Source organism: Stecheria intestinalis (assembly GCF_009696165.1).
In the GTDB taxonomy this organism is placed as follows: Bacteria; Bacillota_I; Bacilli_A; order Erysipelotrichales; family Erysipelotrichaceae; genus Bulleidia; species Bulleidia intestinalis.
On sequence record NZ_VUMN01000022.1, the window covers coordinates 1 to 22,795 of the forward strand.

The window sequence follows — 22,795 nt, forward strand, 5'->3', positions numbered from 1 at the left end:
TAACAAGAATCTGCTCATGGTACATCTGATCTTTGCGACAAAGTATCGCAAAGCCTTACTGTTCGGCACGTTCAGAACTGACGTTAAGCAATACATGTTTGATGCTTGCATCGAACATCACTGGTATATCAGGCGTATGGAGACAGATAAGGATCACATCCATATTCTTCTGCAATATAATCCTATGGATAGTATCACTGGTATCGTTTCGGTGTTCAAACAATACAGCACATATCAGGCGTGGAAAAATCATGGGCATATGCTGAAAAAACATTACTGGAAAGAAAAAATGTTATGGTCAGATGGCTATTTTGCTGCATCGATAGGACAGGTATCTCAGGAAACCATTGAACACTATATTGAGAATCAGGGCTAAACAACGTAAAACCGCCCCGTAAAGGGGCGTGGCTTCTACCGAATGACATTTTGTGAAAAGCACATAGCTTCAGTCAGTCCTGTTCAGCTTCATAGCTGATCATGTTCCGGATTTCTTCCATGGAGTGTTTTCCGGAATTGTACATTGCCATCAGCGCAGCCCCGTACGCTGCTTCTTCGCTGCACTTGGGAATCACCAGTTTCCTGGAGAATATCTTCCGGATGATCTCCCGCTCCACGCTGCTATTCCGGATCCCATTGCCGCTGCCGATCAGCACATCATTTGCGCGAAGATTCTCCGGGACTGACTGATAGAACTCATAGAGTTCTGTGCATATTCCATTCAGGGTGGCAAAGGATAAGCTGCCGGCAGTCAGGTTCCGGTCGCTGATGTTCTGAATCGATCCCCGGAGAGACGGATCGATTCTGGTTCCAGAGAACCTGCTATCCACGCGCAGCTCAGTATCCGTATACATGCCTGCCTGTGCATCCATGAATGCATAAAGGTTCTCCGGCACTTGGGCTCCTGCCATGCGGATCACGCTCTGGAAAAAGTCTCTCAGGATTTTATAAGCTCGGCCTCCGCATAAGCTTGCGCCGACCAGCAGATAGTTACCGTTCAGATAGGGCCGGCAGTCCAGGAGGCGATGTGAGATGATCTGATCCGAAAGGACAGAGATCTGAGAACCTGTTCCGATATTGATCAGAGTGCTGCTATGACCATTCACAGAACCGAAGAAACTTGCCTGGTTATCTCCGATCGCCGCTGAAAGCGGGATGCCATTATTCATACAGCCGATGAGTTTCTCGGAACAGACTTCCGGGAACAGGGAACTGTTCATCCCCGCTTTTTCAATCGCAGTGAAATCAAACCCGCTGGTTCTCAGATCGAATAGTCCCAGGCTTGCCGCATTCGATAAATGCGTTTGCGGGCTTGTGAGATGGCCGAGTTTCATTTCGATAAAGTCGGCAATCGTGCAGATCTTCTTCGCCTGCTTCGGAACTGTTCCATGCATCGTGTCATAGAACAAGGACAGTGATCCGAAACCGGAAGAAACCGAATAACCTGTCTTTTCCTTCAGAAGATCCGCATAGGTCAGATCCTCCTGATATAGTTCATTGCCCCTCTGATCTTCCCAGGTATAGAGATTGCTGCAGGAATTTCCGTCTTCATCAATATAGAGAATGCCATGCATCTGTCCGGTAATGCCGATGCCATCAATCTGAAATTGTTCTGAGACCTCCCTGATAGCAGATGTAACTGCTGACAGAATTACGTCCGGATCCTGAAGGTATTCATTCGTTCTGCCGCTGATATTTGCAGTATTGGGCAGCGTCATCTGTTTCAGCACATCACCGGAGTCCTCTGCCAGGATGAAGCTGATGGTCGAAGTTCCGAGGTCAATTCCAAGGTAATTCATAGAACCTCTCTGATTCAGATCACGAAATCATCTCTGATCGCACGCTTCAGTGTCCACATGCGCAAGAACGTATCGCCAGCTACCTGGAAATGGGTTTCTTCTCCCTTCGGGAAGACTCTGGATGTGAAGACCGCATCGCCATCATTGACAAAGATTTCAATACTGCTGCGGTCAATGAAAATTCTGAGATGTGTCAGACCGTTATTGAGATTTCTCGTTCTGGACTCCCCCTGTTCTTCATTGAACCGGACTTCCATGCCGGATCGGTCAATCGTGATATTTCCAGTCTTCTGATTGTAGTCTAATCTGAGACCTCCCTCTCCATCTGCTCTGCAGAACAGGCGGAGATGATAATCACCAGGACGGCAGTAAAATTCCATCTCGCATACTCTCGGCAGATTGCATACTGCTCCGTTTTCGGCATTGGTCACATCAAGTTCGAGATCGCGGAGTTCCTTAAGCTGCGGCAATGGCTGCTGAACAAGACGGCGGCCGCGGATTCTCAGTTCTCTTGGCAGTGTGAGGCATCCCTGCCAGTCTTCTTCATCGGTCGGGTAGCTGCTGTCCGGAAGGCCCATCCAGGCAACCAGGATTGCTTTGTCCGGATCACTGACATTGTTTGCACAGGCTGCCGCATAGGAATCAAACCCGAAATCCAGCACATGGAACTGGGTTACCGGCTGAAACGTCAGACTATTCCAGTCCATGCTGCCGATGATATAGCCATTATGATTCTTCGAATTTCCTCTGCCGGGAATCGAGAGATGCTGCGGGCAGAACATCAGGATTTCCTTGCCTCCGATTTTCTCAATCGTCGGGCATTCCCACATATCCCCGAAGTTCTCAAATCCAGGCACATTCAGCTGACCAGCAAAGACCCAGCCATGCAGCAGATCTTCACTGCGGTAGATCAGGGCGCAGCCATGATGATCTGCTGTCTGAGCACCGAGAATGATGTAATAGCAATGCATCTCCGGCACATACAGAATCTTCGGATCACGCTGATGTTCCGTATAGTTCGGATTCGGTCCGAATAACGGCAGGGGATACTTCTCGGTCCAGCCATCATCGCGCAGCTTTGCAAGACACGTATACGGATGTCTCACCCAGTTTGCATCCCGGCTGTTGCCAGTATAGTACAGATATAATGAATCTCCGATCGGCATCGCAGAACCGGAATAAGCACCTTTATTGTCATACTCCCGGTCCGGCATCAGGCAGACCCCTAGATTCTTCCAGGTAACAAGGTCAGAAGAAACGATGTGATACCAGTATTTGAGGCCATGTACTGCGCCCCATGGACACCACTGATAGAACAGATGCCATTTGTTATCATGCCAGACAAAGCCATTCGGATCATTCATCAGCCCGGTCACAGACTGAATATGATACGTCTGCCGGAAGTCTGACTTCGCGGTCTTCTCATGCAGTTCCCATAATTCCTGCGGATCTTTCAGAACCCGGTATTTCTCTTCTCTTGTCCATTCTTTCATCGTGTGTATCCTCCCTGCAGCAAAGTCCCAGTTTCTCTGCACAGCTGTCCCTGCAATCTGAATGTAGAAGAAATCCAGGTTCAGCACAAGCCGAAAAAAGCATTCTCTTTCTGACTCGGAAATCCCGAATCAGAAAGAGAATGTGATCAGATCAGCCTAATGCGATATCAAGCACCATCATCAGCGTGAAGCCCACGGCAAATGCGATCGTGCCGAGATTGGAATGTTCCCCGGAACTCATCTCCGGAATCAGTTCTTCCACGACGACATACATCATTGCGCCTGCTGCAAAGCTGAGCAGATACGGCATGACCGGAACAATTGCGTCTGCCAGCAGAATGGTGATGAACCCTGCCACCGGCTCCACAGCTCCGGAGATCACGCCATACCAGAATGATTTCGGTTTCGGCACTCCCTCAGAATGCAGCGGCATTGAGATGATTGCGCCTTCCGGCACATTCTGAATGGCAATACCGACTGCTAAAGCAAGGGCTGCCATGGAAGTGATGCCCATATTTCCCTGATGCAGACCCGCATACAGTACTCCGACCGCCATGCCTTCCGGAATATTGTGAATGGTCACTGCCATCAGCATCAGCATGGTTCTGGAGTAATGTCCAGACTTTCCCTCCGGCCTATCCGCATGCAGGTGAAGATGCGGAACCACATGGTCCAGAACGAGCAGGAACATGATTCCAGCCCAGTATCCGAGCACTGCTGGAATAAACCTCATCGCCCCGCTGGTCGGAGACTGTTCCATCGCCGGCAGCAGCAGACTCCAGATACTTGCAGCAATCATGACTCCGGAAGCAAAGCCGTTCATGACCCGTTCTGTATTCCGGCTCAGCTTATCCTTCAGAAAGAATACCAATGCACTGCCCGCACTTGTTCCCGCTAATGGGATCAGCAGGCCTCTCATAATCTCGCTATTCATAAAATTCCTCCGTACTTATTGATATTTTCTTCTAGGCTCATTATATCGGAATGACTTGCATTTCATGGTTCAAATACTCTCAATCATAGTATTTCATGAACAATCTTCTTCAGATCCGGGATCACCTGTTCTTCAAACCACGGATTCCCTGCCTGCCACCTGAAGTTCAGGGGACTCGGATGAACCATCGGACAGTATTCCGGAAGATATTCCTGATATGCCCTGACCGTTTCAGTCACATTCTGTATCATCCGCTTCTTCAGGTAGTATTCCAGCGAATATCTTCCGATCAGAATCGTCAGCCTGATATCCGGCATCAGCTCCAGAAGTTCCGCATGATAGTCCTTGGCAATGAACTTTCCGGGAGGGAGATCCCCGGAGAATAGAACAGATTCCGGTCAATGCTCATCAGCTTCTCGCCGGACTTATCATCAAACGGAATTCCGGATTGTTCGGATTATCTGCCAGGTGCCTGGCCGATAATCAGAATTCTTGCTAGATTGCTGACCTGAAGTATTCGAGAGATTCCTATTTCCGTATAAGAACGATTCCGGGGATCTGATTTCAGTGCTTCAATGAGTTCTTACATGGTCATGGAATATTCCTTCAAGTCCAATGCGTACCTTTGATAAAGCAAAAGAAAACCGCATCATTGTGCGGTTGCTTTGATGGAGCGGATGAGGGGAATCGGACCCCCGTATGCAGCTTGGAAGGCTGCCGTTCTTCCATTGAACTACATCCGCAGCGTGGTGACTCGGAGGAGACTCGAACTCCCGACCCACTGATTAAAAGTCAGTTGCTCTACCACCTGAGCTACCGAGTCATGGTGGTAAACGGGCTCGAGTGCTGCCCAGTATATATATAGACATCACTAGGATGTTTATATCAAATAGATGGTGGAGACGGGTGGTTTCGAACCACCGAACCCAGTGGGATCTGATTTACAGTCAGACGCGTTTAGCCTCTTCGCTACGTCTCCATCTCTGGTGCCGACTAGAGGAATCGAACCTCCAACCTACTGATTACAAATCAGTTGCTCTGCCAATTGAGCTAAGTCGGCATTCGATGGTGGAGGTTAACGGGCTCGAACCGCTGACCCTCTGCTTGTAAGGCAGATGCTCTCCCAGCTGAGCTAAACCTCCACAGATGCGCTTTTCCTCAAGTGCCCTATTAATATATCATGGCCCAAAATAGGAGTCAACGAGAAATTAACGGCATTTCCAAAGGTACAGATCTGTCATTCTGAATGCTTCAGACGGCCGCGTCTTACCGTGAGATCCAGGCCGGATAATGCCTGCATGGCTGCTTCTGCATCGGTACGGATATTCTGAGAAGAGATACCTTTTTCTTCCAGTTCCTGAAAGACATGTTCTGCCGCAGCGGCATAGTCCCGCTTGTACTGATCGTTCCATTTCTTCCATGGGACGTTCTTCATCTTCTCTGCGTTTTCTTTATGGTATGGAAGTTTTCCCTGCAGCATGAGCACAGCCAGAACCGGGTAGCCAGGGTAGCCCTGCCAGTAGGTTGCGTTATCAGAAGATGAATAGACATTGTCCTTCCAGTCTACTTCATAGGTCTTCTTTCCATCGCTGGACTTCACGAGCGCATACGTATCATGCATGATGATCCGCTCATCAGCGATGGCCGAATATGCTTCATACACTTTCTCAATCGGAGGCATCTTCTCTGGCATATCAGTTCTCCTTCGGAACCAGATTGATCACGACAAGTTCCGGGTTATTGTAAAGTCTCGGGATATGGTGGTAATGGCGTACCAGGCCTCTGCTGATGATCAGCTTTGCCTTGCCGAGGTCATGCATGCCTTCGGTCCATTTCGGGAAGAAGCCTTGCTGAGGAGCAGCGACGCCGATCGAGGTTCCTGGAATCTTCCACTGGCCGCCATGGGCATGGCCGCTGACAATCAGATCGCAGTTGATCTGCCGGTACAGATCTACCCAGTTCGGACGATGGCTTAATAAAATTCTGAAATCATCCGTGGTGAACAGGCCATTGACCTGTTCCGGTGTGAATTCGGATTCGCGATGCCGGCAGGAAATCCCGGCAATCTCCAGTTCTGTTCCGCGGATCGTGATCACGGAGCTCTTCTCATCCAGAACGGCAACACCGGCTTTGCGGAACCGTTCTTTCAGATCCGTGAGGTCCCAGCGGTATTCTTCATGGTTTCCGGTGGAATAGAACATCGGTATATCTTTCAGCTGATTCAGGAGAATCAGGGTATGGTCCTGATGGCGGTGTTCTTCTGCCATGTCTCCAGGCATCAGGATCAGGTCCGGGTTTTCTCCCCGGATCGGGATCTCCAGACCCTTCATGTTCTCTCCATAGGAGTCATCGTGAAGATCAGACAGCAGGACAATCCTGATCGGAGACTTGATTCTTTCATCAGCGATCGTATAGCGGGTAATATCAAGACCCCTCGGCAGGCCTGCGGCTGCAGCAGCAGCAGCTGCCGGGACCAGGAGAAACCATTTCTTATTATTCATCACGTTACCTCAGAAACAGTGTAGCACGAAAAGAAAGGAGCCGCCGCAGCGGCTCCTCATCAGTCTCCGAGTACCTGACGGGCAGCGCCATAGATGCCGGCGTCATTGCCCAGGGTTGCCAGGGCGATCTCCGGCTTCTTCTTCAGAAGCGGAGTGAACTGATTGAAGTACTTCGTGATCAGATCAATCAAGATCTGTCCGGCCTTGGATACTCCGCCGCCGATGACATAGATCTCCGGATCGATAATCTGCGTGACTAAGGCAAGTGCCCAGCCCAGATATCTGCAGCACGTCTCCAGAGTTCCAAGGGCAAGTGCATCGCCCTCCTTTGCACAATCGCACACATCCTTGGCGGTCAGCGCATCGCCGAATTCTCTCATTTTCGAAGGAATCTCGGTATTGGCAAGATTCCGTTTTGCCTCACGGACGATGCCGGTTGCGCTGGCTACCTGTTCCAGACATCCCTGGCCGCCGCAGTTGCAGAATTCCTTTTCTTCTTCGCGGATATGCATGTGTCCGATCTCGCCAGCCAGGCCATGGGTTCCAGTCACGATTCTGCTGTTCAGAATCACGCCGCCGCCAACGCCGGTACCAAGGGTAACCGCAACAAGGCTCGTATGGCCCTTGCCGCCGCCCTGCCACATCTCGCCAAGCGCTGCGACATTGGCATCATTGCCGGCAACAGCTCTGATCTTTCCGCCTAGTTCTGAACTCAGTTCCTTGGCCGGATAACGGTCTTTCCAGCCGAGGTTCACGCATACTGCCACGTGTCCATCCGGTTCAATCGGTCCCGGCACGCCCATGCCGATGCCGGCAAGATCCGTGTCCTGCATGCCCTTTTCTGCCATCTTCTTCTTGATTGAAGCGGCAATGTCCGGAATGATCCATTTCCCTTCTTCATCCTTGCGGGTAGGAATCTCCCACTTATCCATCAGGGCACCCGTTACGGTGAAAAGACCGAGCTTAACGGATGTGCCTCCGATATCAACGCCGATGCAATACTGTGCTCCCATTTTTATTCTGCCTCCGATCATGAAACCCTTTTCATCATTATAAATGCATGTCTGGAAAAAAGCATCTCCAGGAAGAAAAAGAACCGCTTTTCAGCGATTCCTGAATGATTATGCGTTTGCGTGAATTTCGCCAGCACGCTTCAGCGCATTCTTTGTAGCAATCGGTCCGACCACTTCATAGACCAGCGTAGCACTGAGAATGACCGTCTGAATCTGCTGGCCATATTCCAGCGGCAGCTGCGAAAGGGCCAGGGTTGCCATGCCGATCGCAACACCAGCCTGCGGCATCAGAGCCCAGCCCAGGTTGTCTTTGACAACCGGCGGCTGATGGGTGATCGTTCCGCCGAGCCAAGCGCCGAGGAACTTGCCGCCGAACCGTGCGAAGATATAGACGATGCCGATCAGACCGACTTTCGGCAGAACCGCGAGGTTCAGCTGTGCACCGGAAATGACGAAGAACAGCATGAACAGCGGATAGGTCCAGTCATCCACGCACTTCAGAATCTTCTCCGCATCATTGCTGAGATTGACATACATCGCACCAAGTGCCATGCAGAGCAGAAGGTTGGAAAGACCCAGCCAGTCCGCAATGCCTACACCAAGCATGACAAACGCGATGCAGAAGCTCATGCGGTTGGAATGAGAGCGGAAGAAGCGATGGGTCAGCGCCAGCAGAGTGCCAAGGCCTGCTCCGATAGCCAGTGCTTCAATGATATGAAGCAGCGGCAGCAGCACGGTATTGGCTGCAGTCAGAGTCTCGCCGTTGATGATGCTCAGAGCAATGCTGACACAGATGGAATACGCAATCAGCCCAGTCGCATCATCGGCCGCCACCACCGGCAGCAGCATCTTCGTGAGCGGTCCGTCTGCCTTATACTGACGTACCACCAGCAGCGTAGCAGCCGGCGCGGTCGAAGCAGAGAGGGCGCCGAGCATGATGCAGAGAATCTTATCAAAGCCCAGGGCCATCGTGATGCTCATGACGCAGACCACTGCACCCACAGACTCGAGTACCGTGATCAGAAGGGCTGGTCCGCCGATTTCCTTCAGCGTGGAGATCTTGAATTCATCGCCGATGGAGAAGGCGATGAAGCCAAGTGCACACTCTGTGATCACACTGAATGTGGCCAGCTCCTCAGAACCTACGAGATTAAAAACGCATGGTCCGATCAGTACGCCGGCAATCAGATACGCAGTGACATTCGGCAGATGAATGAGCCGGATGAGACGCGTCATCAGAAGACCAGCCGCCATGCAGATGGCAATATAGAATAATGCACTCATATTACTTCGTGCTTACCCCTTCCCAGGTGGTAATCGGCATCGTGAACAGAATACCGGTATTCGGAAGCTTCAGATCGCCTGACACGGAATGAATGACCTCAACTGCATCACTCACTTCTTCATCCTTCAGAACGACCAGAATCATCTTGTTGACCTGACGATCCGGATTCACGAATTTTCTGAGCCCGCCGAAGATGGCCGGCGCATCGACACTGTCTTCATTGACTGCTTTCAGCATTCCCTCGCAATCCACTACAGAGCCTCCATGGAACCCTTTTTCCATGAGCTTCTTCATAATCGGATTCACGCTGTCTTCATGACTCGTGATATAAACAAGCAGCTGCATAATAATCCTTTCCTTTCCTTTGCAACACCCGCATTATAGGCACTTCAGATACCCATTTCAAGGAACAGCATTCTCTCAGTGCTTCCAGAGAAACACCAGAATTCCTGCCGCCATCAGCCAGATGAAAAACGCCCCGCACAACGAGGGACCAATCGTATGTTTCTTCAGAAGCAGATACAGAGACAGCAGAAAACAGAAAAACGGAATCTGGGAAAACATTGCAAACTTCACGGTTCCCATCACCTGCCCTGCGCCATGTTCCTGATACATGAAATAGTATGCAATCATGCTGAGGCCTGGAAAACTGAGCATGATCGCCGAGATAAAATAGACCGGCGACTTCGAGATGAAGTGCACCGCCAGCATGATCAAAGCACCTGCAAGGCATTTGATCCACAGCATCTTACTTTCCTTCTTTCTTTCCCTCATGGCCGTAATCATTCCGGCCGATATAGTCGAAGTACTTCTGAAGCCTTGCTTCATAAGCAACATCGCTGATTTCATAGAACTTCCGGTTCCGGATCGCATCCGGCAGGTACTGCTGTTTCACATAATGATTCGGATAATCATGGGCATACTTGTAGCCCACTCCGCTGCCAAGCCTGGAAGCACTCTTGTAATGTGCATCCTGCAGATAAGCAGGAATCTCCAGATTCCCGCTCTTCTCTACTTCTTCCATGGCCTTGAAGATTCCTTCCGAGCAGGCATTCGACTTCGGTGCAGTCGCAACATAGACCGCTGCTTCTGCCAGGATGATCTGTCCCTCCGGCATGCCGACCCGTTCCACTGCTTCCGCAGCGCTGACCGCAATCTCGAGCGCCCGCGGGTCAGCAGTTCCGCATTCTTCTGCTGCCGCAATCATGATTCGCCGGGAAATGAATCTCACATCTTCCCCGGCCGAAAGCAGCCTTGCCAGATAATACAGCGCCGCATCCGGGTCAGAACCGCGCATGCTTTTGATGAACGCAGAAATCGTATTGTAATGATTGTCGCCATCCTTGTCATAACGGATGTTCTTCTTCTGAATGCATTCTTCTGCCACTGCAAGCGTGATATGCACATAGCCATCGTCTGCCCGGTCTGTTGTCATCACCGCCAGTTCCAGTGCGCCTAGAGCAGCTCGCGCATCCCCGTCCGCCATCTCTGCCAGAAATCTGACGGCATCTTCATCCATCTGTACCATCTCTCCGGCAATTCCTTTCATCGGGTCTTCAAGAGCACGATGCAGGAGCGTGATGATATTTTCTTCTGTCAGCGGCTTCAGCTGAAAGATCCTCGATCTCGACAGCAATGCCCCGTTGACTTCAAAATACGGATTCTCCGTCGTCGCTCCGATCAGGATCACCGTGCCATCTTCTACATACGGCAGAAGATAATCCTGCTGCCCCTTATTAAACCGGTGAATCTCATCGATGAAGAGAATGGTGCGCTGGCCTCTCATCGCATAGTTCTCTTTTGCCTTGGCAACAATCTCTTCGAGATCCTTCTTTCCGGCAATCGTCGCGTTCACCTGATAAAACGCAGCTTTCGTACTGTTCGCAATCACATGGGCAAGCGTTGTCTTGCCGGTTCCAGGCGGGCCATACAGAATAATGGAACTGAGCCGATCCGCCTTGATGGCCCGATACAGCAGCTTTCCCTTTCCGATAATCTCTTCCTGTCCTACGACATCTTCCAGCGTTTCCGGACGCATCCTGGACGCAAGCGGTTCTTCTTTTCTGCGGTTTTCTTCTCCGGCACTCTCAAACAGATCCATGGTGTCATTATATCGTTCATGCCTTTTCTCTGCAGAAGAAAAACCAGGAAAACCCCCTGGTTCACGCCTGAATCACCATCGCCTTTTGAGACAATGCATACAGCCTCATATAGCAGAGGCTGGTGCACATCGGCAGAACATCCTCATTGAGAACCACGCCCGGCACTTCACGGATATACGTTCTTCTCGCCATCATCCTGGCATAGAGATCCCCGGATACCCGGGCATCGAAGGAATCACATCCGTCTGCAGGATCATTCCGCTTCCCAATAATTCCTCAGATCCATTAAATACCGGCGAACACATCCATTCTTCTTCCCCGGCAAGATGCCTCGGATTCAGCTTCCAGTGATATTCCCGCGAAGGAAGCAACTGCTCCATCAGGTCATACAGTTCTCCGCCCGTCATTCCTGCATGGATCTGTTCCAGCCAGACCGCAATGGCCATGAAATACGGAATGCATAGCTTCTCCAGATAGTCTTTCTGTCCCTCCGGCAGTTCCTCTCCTGCATCTGATCCGCGGGCTGTTTATGGAATCACCCGATCTTATGACCAAAGTCTCTGGGATCGGGAGTGGAACCCAAAGGACGTTAGCTGACCTGTGGAAGATCAACAGGGCTATGTGCTCTCTTCTTCCCGCAGCAGTCTGACGATCCTGACATCAGTCTGAGAAACGTTAGTGCAGATGGGTACATAAGCTTCGGCTTGTGTGCTGTGCTGTCACCGAATCGTTTAGCAGACGAAAGTCTGAGGGCACACAAGCCCTTGGAAGCCCCGTCTATCGTGCATCAGCACTTAGGCGGGGAGGTTCACGAGCGTCTCTCCATGTCTCATCAAGTATATTTTCTTCATAAGGGGAGTTCCTTTCTTACCGTCATTCTATCGGAATCAGTCCAGGAACGCATCCCAGCCCTCAAGCTCATCAATCCAGCTCAGCGGGTCGTAATACGTCTTTCTCATGCCATGAGAACGGATCTCATAGCGAAGCTTCTTACTGGATAGAAATGAGGAGGTGGAAATGATGAAGTCCAGCTGCCCGTCATTCAGAACATTCTTTCCGACTGAGACCGTGACATTGTCATATCCTCGCAACGCTTCTGCAATTCTATGAAGATCTGACTCATTCACATAAGAACCTTCCCGGAAAGAACCATGGATATAGGGAGATATTCTGCTTCTCACTTCATTCTCGGACGCTTTCATGGGAGAACTTCCTTTCAATTCCATCATAGCATCGATGAAAAAGCCGGAACACCTCCGGCAAAGAATCAATGGCAGCACGAACCTCCTTCGTGTCCGCAGCCGCCTTCATGATCATGATGATTGCACTGCACGTCTTCCTGGTAATTCAGATTTCCGGAAAGATATGCCTTCACTGCTTCATCTGCACTTCCTGCACAGCCGCCATAGAAGCGGATGCCGGCAGCAGCCAATGCATTCTGCGCGCCAGCACCGATGCCGCCGCAGATCAGTACCTCCGCACCAAGACTTGCTAATACGCCTGCCAAGGCTCCATGGCCCTGTCCATTCGTGCTTCTTACTTCCGCATTCACCACCTGATTGTTTTCAATGTCATAAACCTTGAAATACTCTGTTCTTCCGAAGTGCTGGAAAATCTCTCCGGTCTCAGGATCATACGCTGCTGCGATCTTCATGTTCTTCTTTCCTCCAAGTTCCTTCACAGATCCGACTTTCGCGATGGTTCTGTCTGAGCAGCTTCCGTAGATCGGATCATCTTCGAGCAACACATTGCCGCCTTCTATCTCAAGCGTTTTCCCATTTACCAGTGCATCCGCAATCTTCTCATGCGCAGAATTGAGAATCTTCTGAAACGTCGTTCTAGCAATATTCATCCGTTCCGCACCTTCTGACTGATCCAGATGAATCAGATCAGAAAGGCGCACTGCTTCCAGTTCATCCAGAGTAAGGTTCACTTCTTCCTCTGTTTCATGATCCGGCCGGAATCTGCAGTACTTCGGTTTCTGATAGATAGTCCGCTTTCTGACAGGTCTTGGCATGTATTCCTCTGTTTGTGGCATATGCTATTAACTACATTGTAAATATCAGATCAGAAAAGTCAAATCAGATCAGTGATATTTCCTTCTCTCTTTCCAGATGATAGGATGCACATAGAAAGAAGAACCTGATGATGAAAACTGATGACGACAAAACAGCTCTGCTCAGCAGAGAAGAAAAGAAGAACCTTTTTCATCTGAACGATGATCCGAAGTCGGAAGAACCGATGCGCACGGAAATCGAATGGCGGAATCTGTTTGATGCCGAAACACTGAGACAAGCCAGGAAGCCGGAAACTCAGGAAAAAGTCGATGCTGATATCCGCTGGGGAAGTGCAGATGGATACTATTATCCTGGCCGGGATGAATTTGCTGAATACGGAAGACCGTCGAGAGGATCGTATCGCGGGGATTGCTATTTCATTCAGATCAGAAAATTTCCTGAGCATCCTGGAGAAAAACTGGATCCCTCGAATATCTCATGTACCTGCCGGGAATCACGCAAGGGAATACTCTGCATGCATGAAGCCGCAGTGCTTTATAAGCTGGAGGAAGAGAAAGGCGGGCTGCTGGTTGCGGAAGAGACTTCCAGAGAAGCAGAAAAACGGATTTATCAGATCAGACACGCAAAGAAACAGGCCATGCTGGAAGCAGCACAGCTGTCATACGGAACAGCAGAGCGTCCTGTCCTGGATCTGTTTCAGGATCGTGCTGTTCCAAAAGGACTTGTTCTGTATGATCTTCGAGCTGCGCTGAAGGATTATGTCACGGATGAATTCAGTATCCGGATGGCAGAGCAGGCCCTCATAGAACACCGGAAAGACATTTTCCCATCCTTTGACGAAAACGTGACCAGGGAAGGAAAGCATATCTTAGCCGGAGAAGTGTGGATGGCTGATGATCTCACACATACTCAGTTCATCGCCGGCACCATCAGTCTTCAGGGAAATCAGCTTACCTGCCAGGCAGCAGATGGTTATTTCGATGAAACCAGGACCGTGAAGCCCGCTGATGGCTGGCTGAATATCAATGGTCTCATCATAGTCTCGCTACTCTGGGATAAGATTGATGAGCTTTCTTCGAAGATTCCTGATTTCACCGACGCCAACGCGCTTGGTTTCTTTGCAAGTCTGGAAAAAGCAGAAAATCAGGAAGAAACTGAAGATACCGCTGCAGAAGACAGACGCCTTGAAACCGCCGAACTGCTGCCGCGCATTGCGATGGAAGACGGCAGTGCTAAGCTCACATTCAAAATCCGCAGCGGACCAGGCAGAAGCTTCGTGATCCGCAATCTGCAGGAACTTGTCTGGGCTTGTCATTCCGAGCAGCCCATGGCCCTTTCCAAAACAGAATCCATCGACTTCGGAACATACCGGTTCACGAAAGAATCTCTGCCGCTGTTTGACTTCATCCAGAGAAGAGTCGGCGATGTGGAGAATGTGAATGATCAGATTGAGAACCGGAATATGTTCCGGAATGTGCGCACGCTGAAAGTCGGATCTTCGCTGGAACTTACNGGAGCCGTGCTTGATAACTTCTATGACGCCGCGAAAGGACTGCAGGCAGAATACCAGGACAAGACGAATCAGATCAAAGCAGCAGACATTCCGGTCGGTCATCATGATATTCATATCTCTCTGACTGCGGATCCTGTTCAGGATGCCAGAGGTACCTTTGCAGGAGTTGCCGTGCAGGGACTGATCCCGGTCATGCTGGCAGGGAGCGGCTCACATCGTTATGTGCTGGACAGCAGCGGATTATCAAGAGTCTCCGGAAAAGAGCTCGGTATGATGAAACCATTCCTGGCTGTCGCAGACTCGTCCGGCTATTTTCGTTTCCAGGTCGGCATCGATCATCTGCAGGAATTCTATTACCGGGTAGTACCTGCCCTGCTGCAGAGCTCGTATGTCACATTCACAGACCATGCGTCTGAGCAGGCAGAAAAGATGCTGCCGCCGGAGCCTCGTTTTGATTTCTGGATGGACTGCACAGATCTTTCGGAAGTGGCTGATCCTTCTGCTGCCCTGCTTTCAATCAATGTACCGATCAAGGCTCTGATCGGATCAGGCAATGCCAATTATCTAGTCACGCTCATCGCGAAAGTCAGCTATGAAGATCATCCGGACGAAGAAGCACGTACCTATACCATGTCACCTGAACAGAACGTTCCCTGCACCGAATATCGCGATCATGTTCAGGAGAAACGGGTATCGGACGTTCTGAAGAATCTATTGCCGCTGACTTCTGATCAGGGAAAACAATCTGCTTATGCTGCCTTGATGACAGAAGAAAATCTGTTCCGATTCCTCAGAAGAGATCTCTCCAGGCTGGAACGGTATGGAAGATTACATGGAACCGATGCGTTCCGCAGGCATACGATCCGTCCGGTTCCTCAAGTGAAGATCGGTGTCTCCGTGCATAGCAGTGTTATGGATCTGTCCATGACTTCTGATCTCAGCGAAGAAGAGCTGCTCGGAGTATGGAACAGCTACCGCCTGAAGAAACGGTATCACCTGCTCTCTTCCGGTGATTTCATCGATCTTTCTGATCCAGGCAGTCTGAAAGAGATCGACTCCCTGCTTGCAGGTCTTGAGCTGAAGCCGGAAGAAGTAGCATCTTCCGGAGCATCGCTTCCTCTGTATCGAGCATTATATGTAGATCATCTGCTGGAGGCACATGAACAGATCGTCTCTTCGAGAGATCGGGTATACCGTGCTCTGATCCGCAGTTTCAAGGCTATTGACGATGCAGAGCTGGAACCGCCAGCTGAACTTGCAGATACGCTGCGTCCTTATCAGACGTATGGATATAAATGGATCCGGACACTGGAGAATGCCGGGTTTGCCGGGATCCTGGCAGATGAGATGGGACTTGGCAAGACGCTGCAGATGATCTCCGTACTGCTGGAAGATTACAAAGAAGACTCTTCCCGGTCTCCTTCGCTGATCGTATGTCCTGCTTCGCTGGTCTACAACTGGAAAGAAGAATTTCAGAAGTTCGCACCGGATCTGAAAGTCACGCCGATTGCAGGAAGCACTGTGGTGCGTAAGAAAGCAATGGCAGAGAAAGACACGAAGGTTTATATCATCTCCTATGATCTTCTGAAGCGCAGCATCACCGAGTTTTCCGACAAGCAGTTCTGGTATGCGGTGCTCGATGAAGCACAGTACATCAAGAATGCAGGGGCTGCGGTATCAAAGGCTGTGAAGACCCTGAAGGCAGAGCACCGCTTTGCCCTGACCGGAACGCCGATTGAGAATCGTCTCAGCGAGCTCTGGAGCATCTTCGATTTCCTGATGCCAGGCTTCCTGTATGATCGCAAAACCTTCGAGCAGCGCTTTGAGATTCCGATTGTCCGCAATGAAGACAAGGAAGCTTCTGAAAAGTTGAAGAATATGACAGCACCGTTTATCCTGAGGCGGAAGAAAGCTGATGTGCTCAGAGATCTTCCGGAACGTCTGGAGGAAGTGCGCTATGTTCCGATTTCCGGAGAGCAGGAAAAACTCTATTCGGCTGAAGTAGTGAGACTGAAAAACATGATCGGTCAGCCCGATGAGAGCGGCGCGAAGATCCGGATCTTTGCCGAGCTGACCAGAATCCGCGAAATCTGCTGCGACCCTTCTCTGTTATTTGAAGATTATCATGGCGAAAGCGCGAAACGGGAAGCGCTGACGGAACTGATCCAGCAGGCCATTGACGGCGGCCATCGGATGCTGATCTTTTCGCAGTTCACGTCCATGCTTGCACTGATCGAGCAGGATCTGAAACAGGCCGGCATTGAATACTACATTCTGACCGGATCTACTTCCAAGGAGAAGCGGATTCAGCTTGTTCACTCGTTCAATGAAGGACGTGTTCCGGTCTTTCTGATTTCTCTGAAAGCCGGAGGCACCGGACTGAATCTGACTGGTGCAGATACAGTCATCCATTATGATCCATGGTGGAATCTGGCAGCCCAGAATCAGGCAACGGATCGGGCCCACCGCATCGGTCAGACGAAGCAGGTCACCGTATACCGTCTAATCACGAAAGGAACGATCGAAGAGAAGATTCTGAAACTACAGGAAGAGAAACATGATCTTGCCGAATCGGTACTGAGCGGTGACAGCAAGTCTCTGTCCGAACTGACCAGCGAAGAGCTGATGGAGCTGTTTCGCTGAAGCAGAAGAAAACCGGAACCAGTAAACTTGATTCCGGTCATAAGCCTGAGGCAGTGATGCTTCAGGCTTTCTTTCCCTGATTAGCAACTGCATTCATCTTTGCGGCGATTTCTTCCTGATTGCCGAGGTAATAGTGCTTTACCACATGGAACTGATCATCGAACTCATAGACCAGCGGTACTCCGGTAGGAATATTCACGGAGATGATTTCTTCCTTGCTGAGATGATCCAGATACATGACCAGAGCACGCAGGGAATTTCCATGGGCTGCGACCAGCACGCGCTTGCCATTCTTCATTTCCGGAAGAATGGTTTCTTCATAATACGGAACCACACGCTGCACGGTGGTCTCAAGGCTCTCTGCTAATGGCATAAGATCCTTATCTTCATTGCGGTACATTTCCTGATTGGCAGGATTGCGCGAATCATCTGCTTCCAGCAGCGGCGGTTTCACATCATAGGAACGTCTCCAGATCTTGACCTGAGCTTCGCCGTATTTCTCTGCGGTTTCTGCTTTATTGAGTCCCTGCAGAGCACCATAGTGGCGTTCATTGAGCTTCCAGCTCTTCTCTACCGGGAGCCAGTCGCGGTCCATCTCATCCAGAATATGATTCAGAGTATGGATTGCCCGCTTCAGATACGACGTATAGCAGAGATCGAAGTCATAGCCCTGTTCCTTCAGGAGCTTACCCGCCTGCTTGGCTTCTTCGTGTCCCTTCTCGCTCAGATCGACATCGGTCCATCCGGTGAAGAGGTTTTTCTGATTCCATTCGCTTTCGCCATGCCTTACGAGTACCAGTTTCATATCATCTCCTTTTAATTAGTTAGTTCTAACTTATATGTTAGGAAGAAGCAGGTCATGCCCGCTTTCCTTGTTACATCTGGATTATCTGAAATTGCCGGACTTCTGTCAACGAAGATGATCACTCGTACCGAAGTGCATCGATCGGATTCAGCTTTTCCGCCTTGCTGGCAGGATAGTAACCGAAAAATACTCCGGTGCACCCCCTCCGATCCGGATATTTTTTCCAATCACAGAAAAAGGCATATCCGCATGGAATACGCTTCGTAGATTCATATGCCCTGGAACAGTTCCTGATAGATCCTTCGATCCTCATCCCGGCAGCACAGATCATACGACACCTGCGCTTCCGGGTCAGAAATCGGAATCATGACTCTTTCATGGGAAACTCTTTCATTGCCAGGTCCGTTGCAAAGCATGGCAGCACGGAATTTGCAATGAGTTCCTGGAACGAATACCGTTCTGTCTGAACAAGGAACCTAGAGTCCGGCATCTTGTCGTGCACCATCTGATCCCTGATCAAAAGATCATGCACACACATGATCTTTTTCTGTTCAGAATCCCGGGGCAGTCTTCCCTTCAAGACCTCCGAAGTCATGGAACAGACGATATTGTTCTTCTGCAGTGAGCTTCAGGATCTCTTCAAAGCGATCAATGGAGATATACCCTGCTGAGAACAGCAGTTCCGTGAAATCCTTCCTGGAAAATCCGTACTGCTTCTCCCACCCGGTAAGCTTCTTCATTCCGTAGTAGTAGCAGGTGAAATATCCGGTCATGGATTCATGGGCACGGACCTGTCCTCGCGCAGTCGTAAAGTCCAGTCCGAGCTCTTTCTGATAAAGTGCAACAGCATCTCCGATCGAGCGATCCTGGCAATGCAGCATGAGATCGACAGCGATTCTGGTCGCTGCATGGTGGCGGCGGTACGCGACAAACAGCGGGAAGAATTTATCTTCCGCATAGGTATCCTGGAAGGCACGTTCGGTTCTCAGCGTGGTTCCTTCCAGCACCGGGATCAGCTTCGTGCCGATCTTCACGGTTGCCGGCCTCTCATCCACAGCCATGCGCACATACTGCACATGATGACCAGGATAAGCCTCGTGCAGGGAATTCAGCTTCAGCCATCCGTCCGAGATATTCTTCACGTTGTACTGGTTCAGGAACATCTGTCCCCGCAGCGGGCGATAGCGGAAATCACCGCCTTCATATCCGCCCCAAGGATAGCTGTTTCTGCAGCATTCCGGAGTCGGCATGACGAAACACTGTTCTTCCTCCGGCAGCTTCACATATTCATGGGCGACCTTTCTGGTCCGCTTCAGATATTCCCGTTCCCGCTCAAACATCTCTTCTGCACTGCTGCAGGGCGGCTCATACTTGAAGAGAATGTCTGCGATATCCTGCATGTTCTGCGGCTTCTCCCGGATCTCCAGCGATCCGGCAATTGCAAAGATCTCATCCCTGGTCTTGTCCATTTCTTCCTCATACCAGGAACTCATCTCATCAAGATTCACGCCGAGCTTCTTCTGAAGCAGGATCCGGTATTCTTCCGGGCTCATCTTCAGATGACGGGCAAGGTCTTCCTCCCTGCTTTCTGAAGAAGCAGCATCTGTTCCGTCCGGACTGATTCCGGATGCCATCTTCTTCAAAGTCTCTGCATAAGTCTCAAGGGCTTTCTGAAGCGTTTCAGACATGATCTGCGTGAATCCCGGAAAATAGGCAGGAATCCGTGCAATCTCTTCAGAAACCAAAGCAGCCGAAGAGACCAGCGAAGCAGAGAGATCTGCACGGTTCTTTTCCGGAGTCTGTTCCAGGATGAGCTTCTGCACCGTGCCAGACTCTTCTTCTTTCTGCTTCAGCAGGTCAAGCAAACCCTCCAGCCTTTCCTGATCCGGCTGGCGGTTGCAGCGGGATACGCTTTCCAGCAGGCTGTCAAAGCCGAGATAGATAGACTCCGGATGATATTCTGACGAATCAATCGCATAGCTGAGCGAATCCAGGAAGTCTGCAAAATGATGCTTCATCAGCGCAGTTACAGCATCTGGTGTTTCCAGTGCTTCCACACGCTTTGCAAGTTCTTCCTGTTCTTTCCGTGCCTTGTCAAGATTTTCTTTCGTTGGTATGAAGCAGGGCTTCAGCTGCTCGGAAGTCTCATCCGTATCCTTGCTCACATGGTGATAGAGCTCTGCAAGTGCAAGATCTGTTTCCCGGTATTTCTGACGAAGTGCTTCATACTCACTGCTGTTCTGATTCATATGTCATCTGTCTCCTTTTCTGCCGAGTGATTTCTGTTCTGATGCATGCTTAACATCAGTAAAAATGCATGCACGGCAGACTCATGCATGCATTTCTGAGACTTCATCCAAGTTTCAGTCCGATCTCTCGCTCGATCCGGCCGAAGTAAGCTTTCTGCAATCTGCAAAATAGCTCCGGGTCCTTCATGCCGACCGGCTTTTCATCGATCGTATCAGCATGTGCACAGACTTTGGTCGTGCTGCAGACGATGACTTCATCAGCATCAAACACTTCATCCATCGTGATATCTCTTGCCTCAGTCGGAACACCTTCAGTTTCTGCGATCTCGAAGAGATGCTTGCGGCTGATGCTCGGCAGCACGAGTTCATTGAGAACGGGTGCTAGCAGCTTGCCGCCTTTCAGCAGCAGCAATGCGCTGTGAGCGCATTCGGTCAGCTGATTGCCGCGATGGAAAATCGACTCATTGCAGCCGGCTTCTTTTGCATGTTCAGCTGCCATGACATTCGGGATCAGATTCAGGGTCTTGATATTGCAGTGAAAGAATCTGGTATCTTCATCCGTGCAGAGCTTCATCGGATGAGAATAATCGATCGGCTTTCCTTCGGAAACCGTGATCAGCAGCGTCGGCTTGTTCAACGGATCCGGGAATACATGATTTCTCGCACAGTTGCCGCGGCTGGACTGCCAGTAGATGGTAACTTCGCCCTTTCCGGCGGCGTCCACGCACTTCTGGATTTCAGCAGTGAGTTCTTCCCGGCTGAGCGGGAAATCAATTCTCATCATCCGGCACGAGTTGTAGAACCGGTCCAGATGATCTTCCATAGCGAAGAGCTTGCCGTCATTGGCAAACGTCACATCATAGACCCCATCTCCGAAAAACAGAGCACGGTCCTGCATCGGAATCCGGATTTCATCTACCGGTCCCATCACGCCGTTGTAATAGCCGATCTTCATAACTGTTTGCTTCTTTCCTCCATAAAACCAGCATCAGACAATATGGTCTTTTCCAACTGATACGATTCAGAAATCTGCTGCGAAAATGTTAGCTTGTTCTTATTCTGCCAATCACGATTTCTTTCCGCACCGTTTCACGAGATCCTGAAACAGGCGATTCATAATTGGATTGCTTTCGGTCAGTCCTTCCGGATGCCACTGTACGGCAATGATCAGTCCTTCTTCATCTTCCATTGCTTCAATGACGCCATCCTTGGCATGGCCAGAAGCTTTCAGTCCTCTGCCGAGTTCCTTCACTGCCTGATGATGCATGGAATTCGTCATCACTGATTCCGTTCCGAACAGCTTCTGCACATAGCTGTCTTTTTCCAGCTGAACAGAGTGGTGCAGATAGGAACGCTTGTATCTCTGCACATGCTGCAGAACATCCGGACGGTAGTCCGTAAGATCCTGCCAGAGCGTTCCGCCCCGCATGACATTCAGGAACTGAATGCCGCGGCAGATGCCGAGCATCGGAATCTGATGCGCTTCTGCATAGTCATAGGCATTCTTCCATGCCTCATCCATCTCCGGACGGACGGTGCCGCACTTCTGTTCTGCTTCTTCTCCATACAGCAGCGGATCCACATCCTCACCGCCCGGGAACAGAACCCCATCTACTCCGGAAAGAACGCTCTCCGGGTCAATGCGCAGCGGTTCACACGGGATGATGACTGGCGTTCCGCCATTGCTGAGTACTGCATGGATGTAATCTGCATTGCAGTATTCCTTCTCGGAAGAAATGAACAATCCTGGTTCACTCATGAACGTTCCGCCGAGGATGCCGATTACTGGTTTCTTATAAAAGAGATAATAGCCAGGATCCCGGTTTGCAGTATCTGCCGCCAGCACTTCTGCAGTGGTCAGCACAATATTTCCTTTCAGCTGAACCTTTCCCTTTCTTCCCTCTTTTTCGAACTTTCCTTCGGAAAGACTCGGATCAAGAATCGAGAACAGCTTCGTTTCCGGATCATAGTCGAATATATAGATATAATGACCGCCGCTGGAGAAGACGCCGATATGATCATCATGATCTCCGCCGACATTGGCAATGCAGGCGCCGCCATGAGCGATGCAGTCGATGACATCTTCCTCGGAATCGGACTGAACCAGATTCAGTCCGAATTTCTCTGTCAGGGCTTTTCCGAATACGACCATGTCTGTGCCCGGTTCCAGGTTTGCTTTGCTTGCATAGGAAAGCTGCACAAGATCCTGAAGTGAAACTTCACGGTTCCTCAGATCCTTCAGCATCATCGCCGCCGAGCAGATGCCGCATCCTGCTTTCTCGATATTTCCGGATTCATAGAGTTCCGGATACTGCTTCTTTCCGACATCCGTGAGGTATGGAATCTCGGGATGCTGATTCTGATTGATATAGTATGTGCCTCTCATGAATTTCTCCTTCTGAACGAAAACCTGCAGAGAAAATGTCTGCAGGTTCCTGACTGG

The 22,795-nt window shown here is 50.3% G+C and carries 21 protein-coding genes and 5 tRNA genes; 2 read left to right on the top strand and 24 right to left on the bottom strand.

Going from position 1 to position 22,795, the window contains the following annotated elements; genetic code table 11:
• A partial coding sequence (gene tnpA / locus FYJ51_RS09085; protein WP_235897269.1) for an IS200/IS605 family transposase occupies positions 1–376 on the top strand: 376 nt, incomplete at its 5' end.
• 73 nt (positions 377–449) lie between these two features.
• Here tnpA and FYJ51_RS09090 read toward each other — a convergent pair.
• The 20 genes from FYJ51_RS09090 to FYJ51_RS09180 form a co-directional block, all read right to left on the bottom strand.
• The gene (locus FYJ51_RS09090; RefSeq protein ID WP_154505126.1) at positions 450–1,796 is read right to left on the bottom strand and encodes a sedoheptulokinase; all 1,347 of its coding nucleotides are present in this window, start codon (positions 1,794–1,796) and stop codon (positions 450–452) included.
• A gap of 14 nt (positions 1,797–1,810) precedes the next feature.
• Positions 1,811–3,289 carry a sucrose-6-phosphate hydrolase gene (locus tag FYJ51_RS09095; RefSeq protein WP_154505128.1) on the bottom strand — a complete coding sequence of 493 codons (1,479 nt, stop codon included), beginning with the start codon at positions 3,287–3,289 and terminating at the stop codon, positions 1,811–1,813.
• A gap of 151 nt (positions 3,290–3,440) precedes the next feature.
• Positions 3,441–4,223 carry a ZIP family metal transporter gene (locus FYJ51_RS09100; RefSeq protein WP_154505130.1) on the bottom strand — a complete coding sequence of 261 codons (783 nt, stop codon included), beginning with the start codon at positions 4,221–4,223 and terminating at the stop codon, positions 3,441–3,443.
• A gap of 83 nt (positions 4,224–4,306) precedes the next feature.
• Complete coding sequence (locus FYJ51_RS13745; RefSeq protein WP_235897270.1) at positions 4,307–4,540, bottom strand: uracil-DNA glycosylase family protein; 234 nt, start codon at positions 4,538–4,540, stop codon at positions 4,307–4,309.
• Between the two features lie 352 nt (positions 4,541–4,892).
• Positions 4,893–4,966 (bottom strand) — tRNA-Gly (locus FYJ51_RS09110).
• A gap of 4 nt (positions 4,967–4,970) precedes the next feature.
• Positions 4,971–5,046: transfer RNA gene (locus tag FYJ51_RS09115), tRNA-Lys, on the bottom strand.
• Positions 5,047–5,117: 71 nt separating this feature from the next.
• Positions 5,118–5,202 (bottom strand) — tRNA-Tyr (locus tag FYJ51_RS09120).
• 5 nt (positions 5,203–5,207) lie between these two features.
• A tRNA-Thr gene (locus tag FYJ51_RS09125) sits at positions 5,208–5,283 on the bottom strand.
• A 6-nt stretch (positions 5,284–5,289) separates the two neighbouring features.
• Positions 5,290–5,365 (bottom strand) — tRNA-Val (locus tag FYJ51_RS09130).
• Positions 5,366–5,460: 95 nt separating this feature from the next.
• Positions 5,461–5,916, bottom strand: a complete 456-nt coding sequence (locus FYJ51_RS09135) for a hypothetical protein (RefSeq protein WP_154505132.1) — start codon at positions 5,914–5,916, stop codon at positions 5,461–5,463.
• Between the two features lies 1 nt (position 5,917).
• Positions 5,918–6,724, bottom strand: coding sequence for a metallophosphoesterase (locus FYJ51_RS09140; protein WP_154505134.1), 807 nt, complete (start codon positions 6,722–6,724; stop codon positions 5,918–5,920).
• A 59-nt stretch (positions 6,725–6,783) separates the two neighbouring features.
• Entirely contained in the window at positions 6,784–7,737 is a 954-nt protein-coding gene (locus tag FYJ51_RS09145; protein WP_105304321.1) for an ROK family glucokinase, read from the bottom strand.
• Positions 7,738–7,845: 108 nt separating this feature from the next.
• Positions 7,846–9,021 carry a cation:proton antiporter gene (locus FYJ51_RS09150; protein WP_105304322.1) on the bottom strand — a complete coding sequence of 392 codons (1,176 nt, stop codon included), beginning with the start codon at positions 9,019–9,021 and terminating at the stop codon, positions 7,846–7,848.
• Between the two features lies 1 nt (position 9,022).
• Complete coding sequence (locus tag FYJ51_RS09155; protein ID WP_105304323.1) at positions 9,023–9,367, bottom strand: hypothetical protein; 345 nt, start codon at positions 9,365–9,367, stop codon at positions 9,023–9,025.
• 75 nt (positions 9,368–9,442) lie between these two features.
• The gene (locus FYJ51_RS09160) at positions 9,443–9,769 is read right to left on the bottom strand and encodes a GlpM family protein (protein ID WP_167836566.1); all 327 of its coding nucleotides are present in this window, start codon (positions 9,767–9,769) and stop codon (positions 9,443–9,445) included.
• 1 nt (position 9,770) lies between these two features.
• A complete protein-coding gene (locus FYJ51_RS09165; protein WP_154505138.1) occupies positions 9,771–11,123 on the bottom strand; it encodes a replication-associated recombination protein A in 1,353 nt (450 codons plus the stop codon).
• A 61-nt stretch (positions 11,124–11,184) separates the two neighbouring features.
• Entirely contained in the window at positions 11,185–11,319 is a 135-nt protein-coding gene (locus FYJ51_RS13825; RefSeq protein WP_268892645.1) for a hypothetical protein, read from the bottom strand.
• Positions 11,316–11,570, bottom strand: a complete 255-nt coding sequence (locus tag FYJ51_RS09170; RefSeq protein ID WP_154505140.1) for a hypothetical protein — start codon at positions 11,568–11,570, stop codon at positions 11,316–11,318. Before FYJ51_RS09170 ends, FYJ51_RS13825 begins: the two co-directional genes overlap by 4 nt.
• Positions 11,571–12,011: 441 nt before the next feature.
• Positions 12,012–12,326: a hypothetical protein gene (locus tag FYJ51_RS09175; RefSeq protein WP_154505142.1), complete on the bottom strand. Its 315-nt coding sequence runs from the start codon at positions 12,324–12,326 to the stop codon at positions 12,012–12,014.
• A gap of 65 nt (positions 12,327–12,391) precedes the next feature.
• Positions 12,392–13,141 (bottom strand): DUF134 domain-containing protein, encoded by a 750-nt coding sequence (locus tag FYJ51_RS09180; protein WP_154505144.1) that lies wholly within the window; start codon positions 13,139–13,141, stop codon positions 12,392–12,394.
• A 1,976-nt stretch (positions 13,142–15,117) separates the two neighbouring features.
• Between FYJ51_RS09180 and FYJ51_RS14005 the strand changes: the two genes are divergently transcribed.
• Positions 15,118–17,298 carry a DEAD/DEAH box helicase gene (locus FYJ51_RS14005; RefSeq protein ID WP_456243041.1) on the top strand — a complete coding sequence of 727 codons (2,181 nt, stop codon included), beginning with the start codon at positions 15,118–15,120 and terminating at the stop codon, positions 17,296–17,298.
• A 61-nt stretch (positions 17,299–17,359) separates the two neighbouring features.
• Here the strand turns inward: FYJ51_RS14005 and gpmA are convergent, their stop codons facing one another.
• From gpmA to FYJ51_RS09210, 4 genes are all read right to left on the bottom strand, one after another.
• Positions 17,360–18,103, bottom strand: coding sequence for a 2,3-diphosphoglycerate-dependent phosphoglycerate mutase (gene gpmA / locus FYJ51_RS09190; protein ID WP_154505148.1), 744 nt, complete (start codon positions 18,101–18,103; stop codon positions 17,360–17,362).
• A gap of 551 nt (positions 18,104–18,654) precedes the next feature.
• Positions 18,655–20,352, bottom strand: a complete 1,698-nt coding sequence (locus tag FYJ51_RS09200) for a DUF885 family protein (protein ID WP_154505152.1) — start codon at positions 20,350–20,352, stop codon at positions 18,655–18,657.
• A gap of 103 nt (positions 20,353–20,455) precedes the next feature.
• Positions 20,456–21,307: an aminotransferase class IV gene (locus FYJ51_RS09205; RefSeq protein WP_154505154.1), complete on the bottom strand. Its 852-nt coding sequence runs from the start codon at positions 21,305–21,307 to the stop codon at positions 20,456–20,458.
• A gap of 111 nt (positions 21,308–21,418) precedes the next feature.
• Positions 21,419–22,738, bottom strand: a complete 1,320-nt coding sequence (locus FYJ51_RS09210; RefSeq protein WP_154505156.1) for a gamma-glutamyl-gamma-aminobutyrate hydrolase family protein — start codon at positions 22,736–22,738, stop codon at positions 21,419–21,421.
• Positions 22,739–22,795 lie beyond the last annotated feature (57 nt).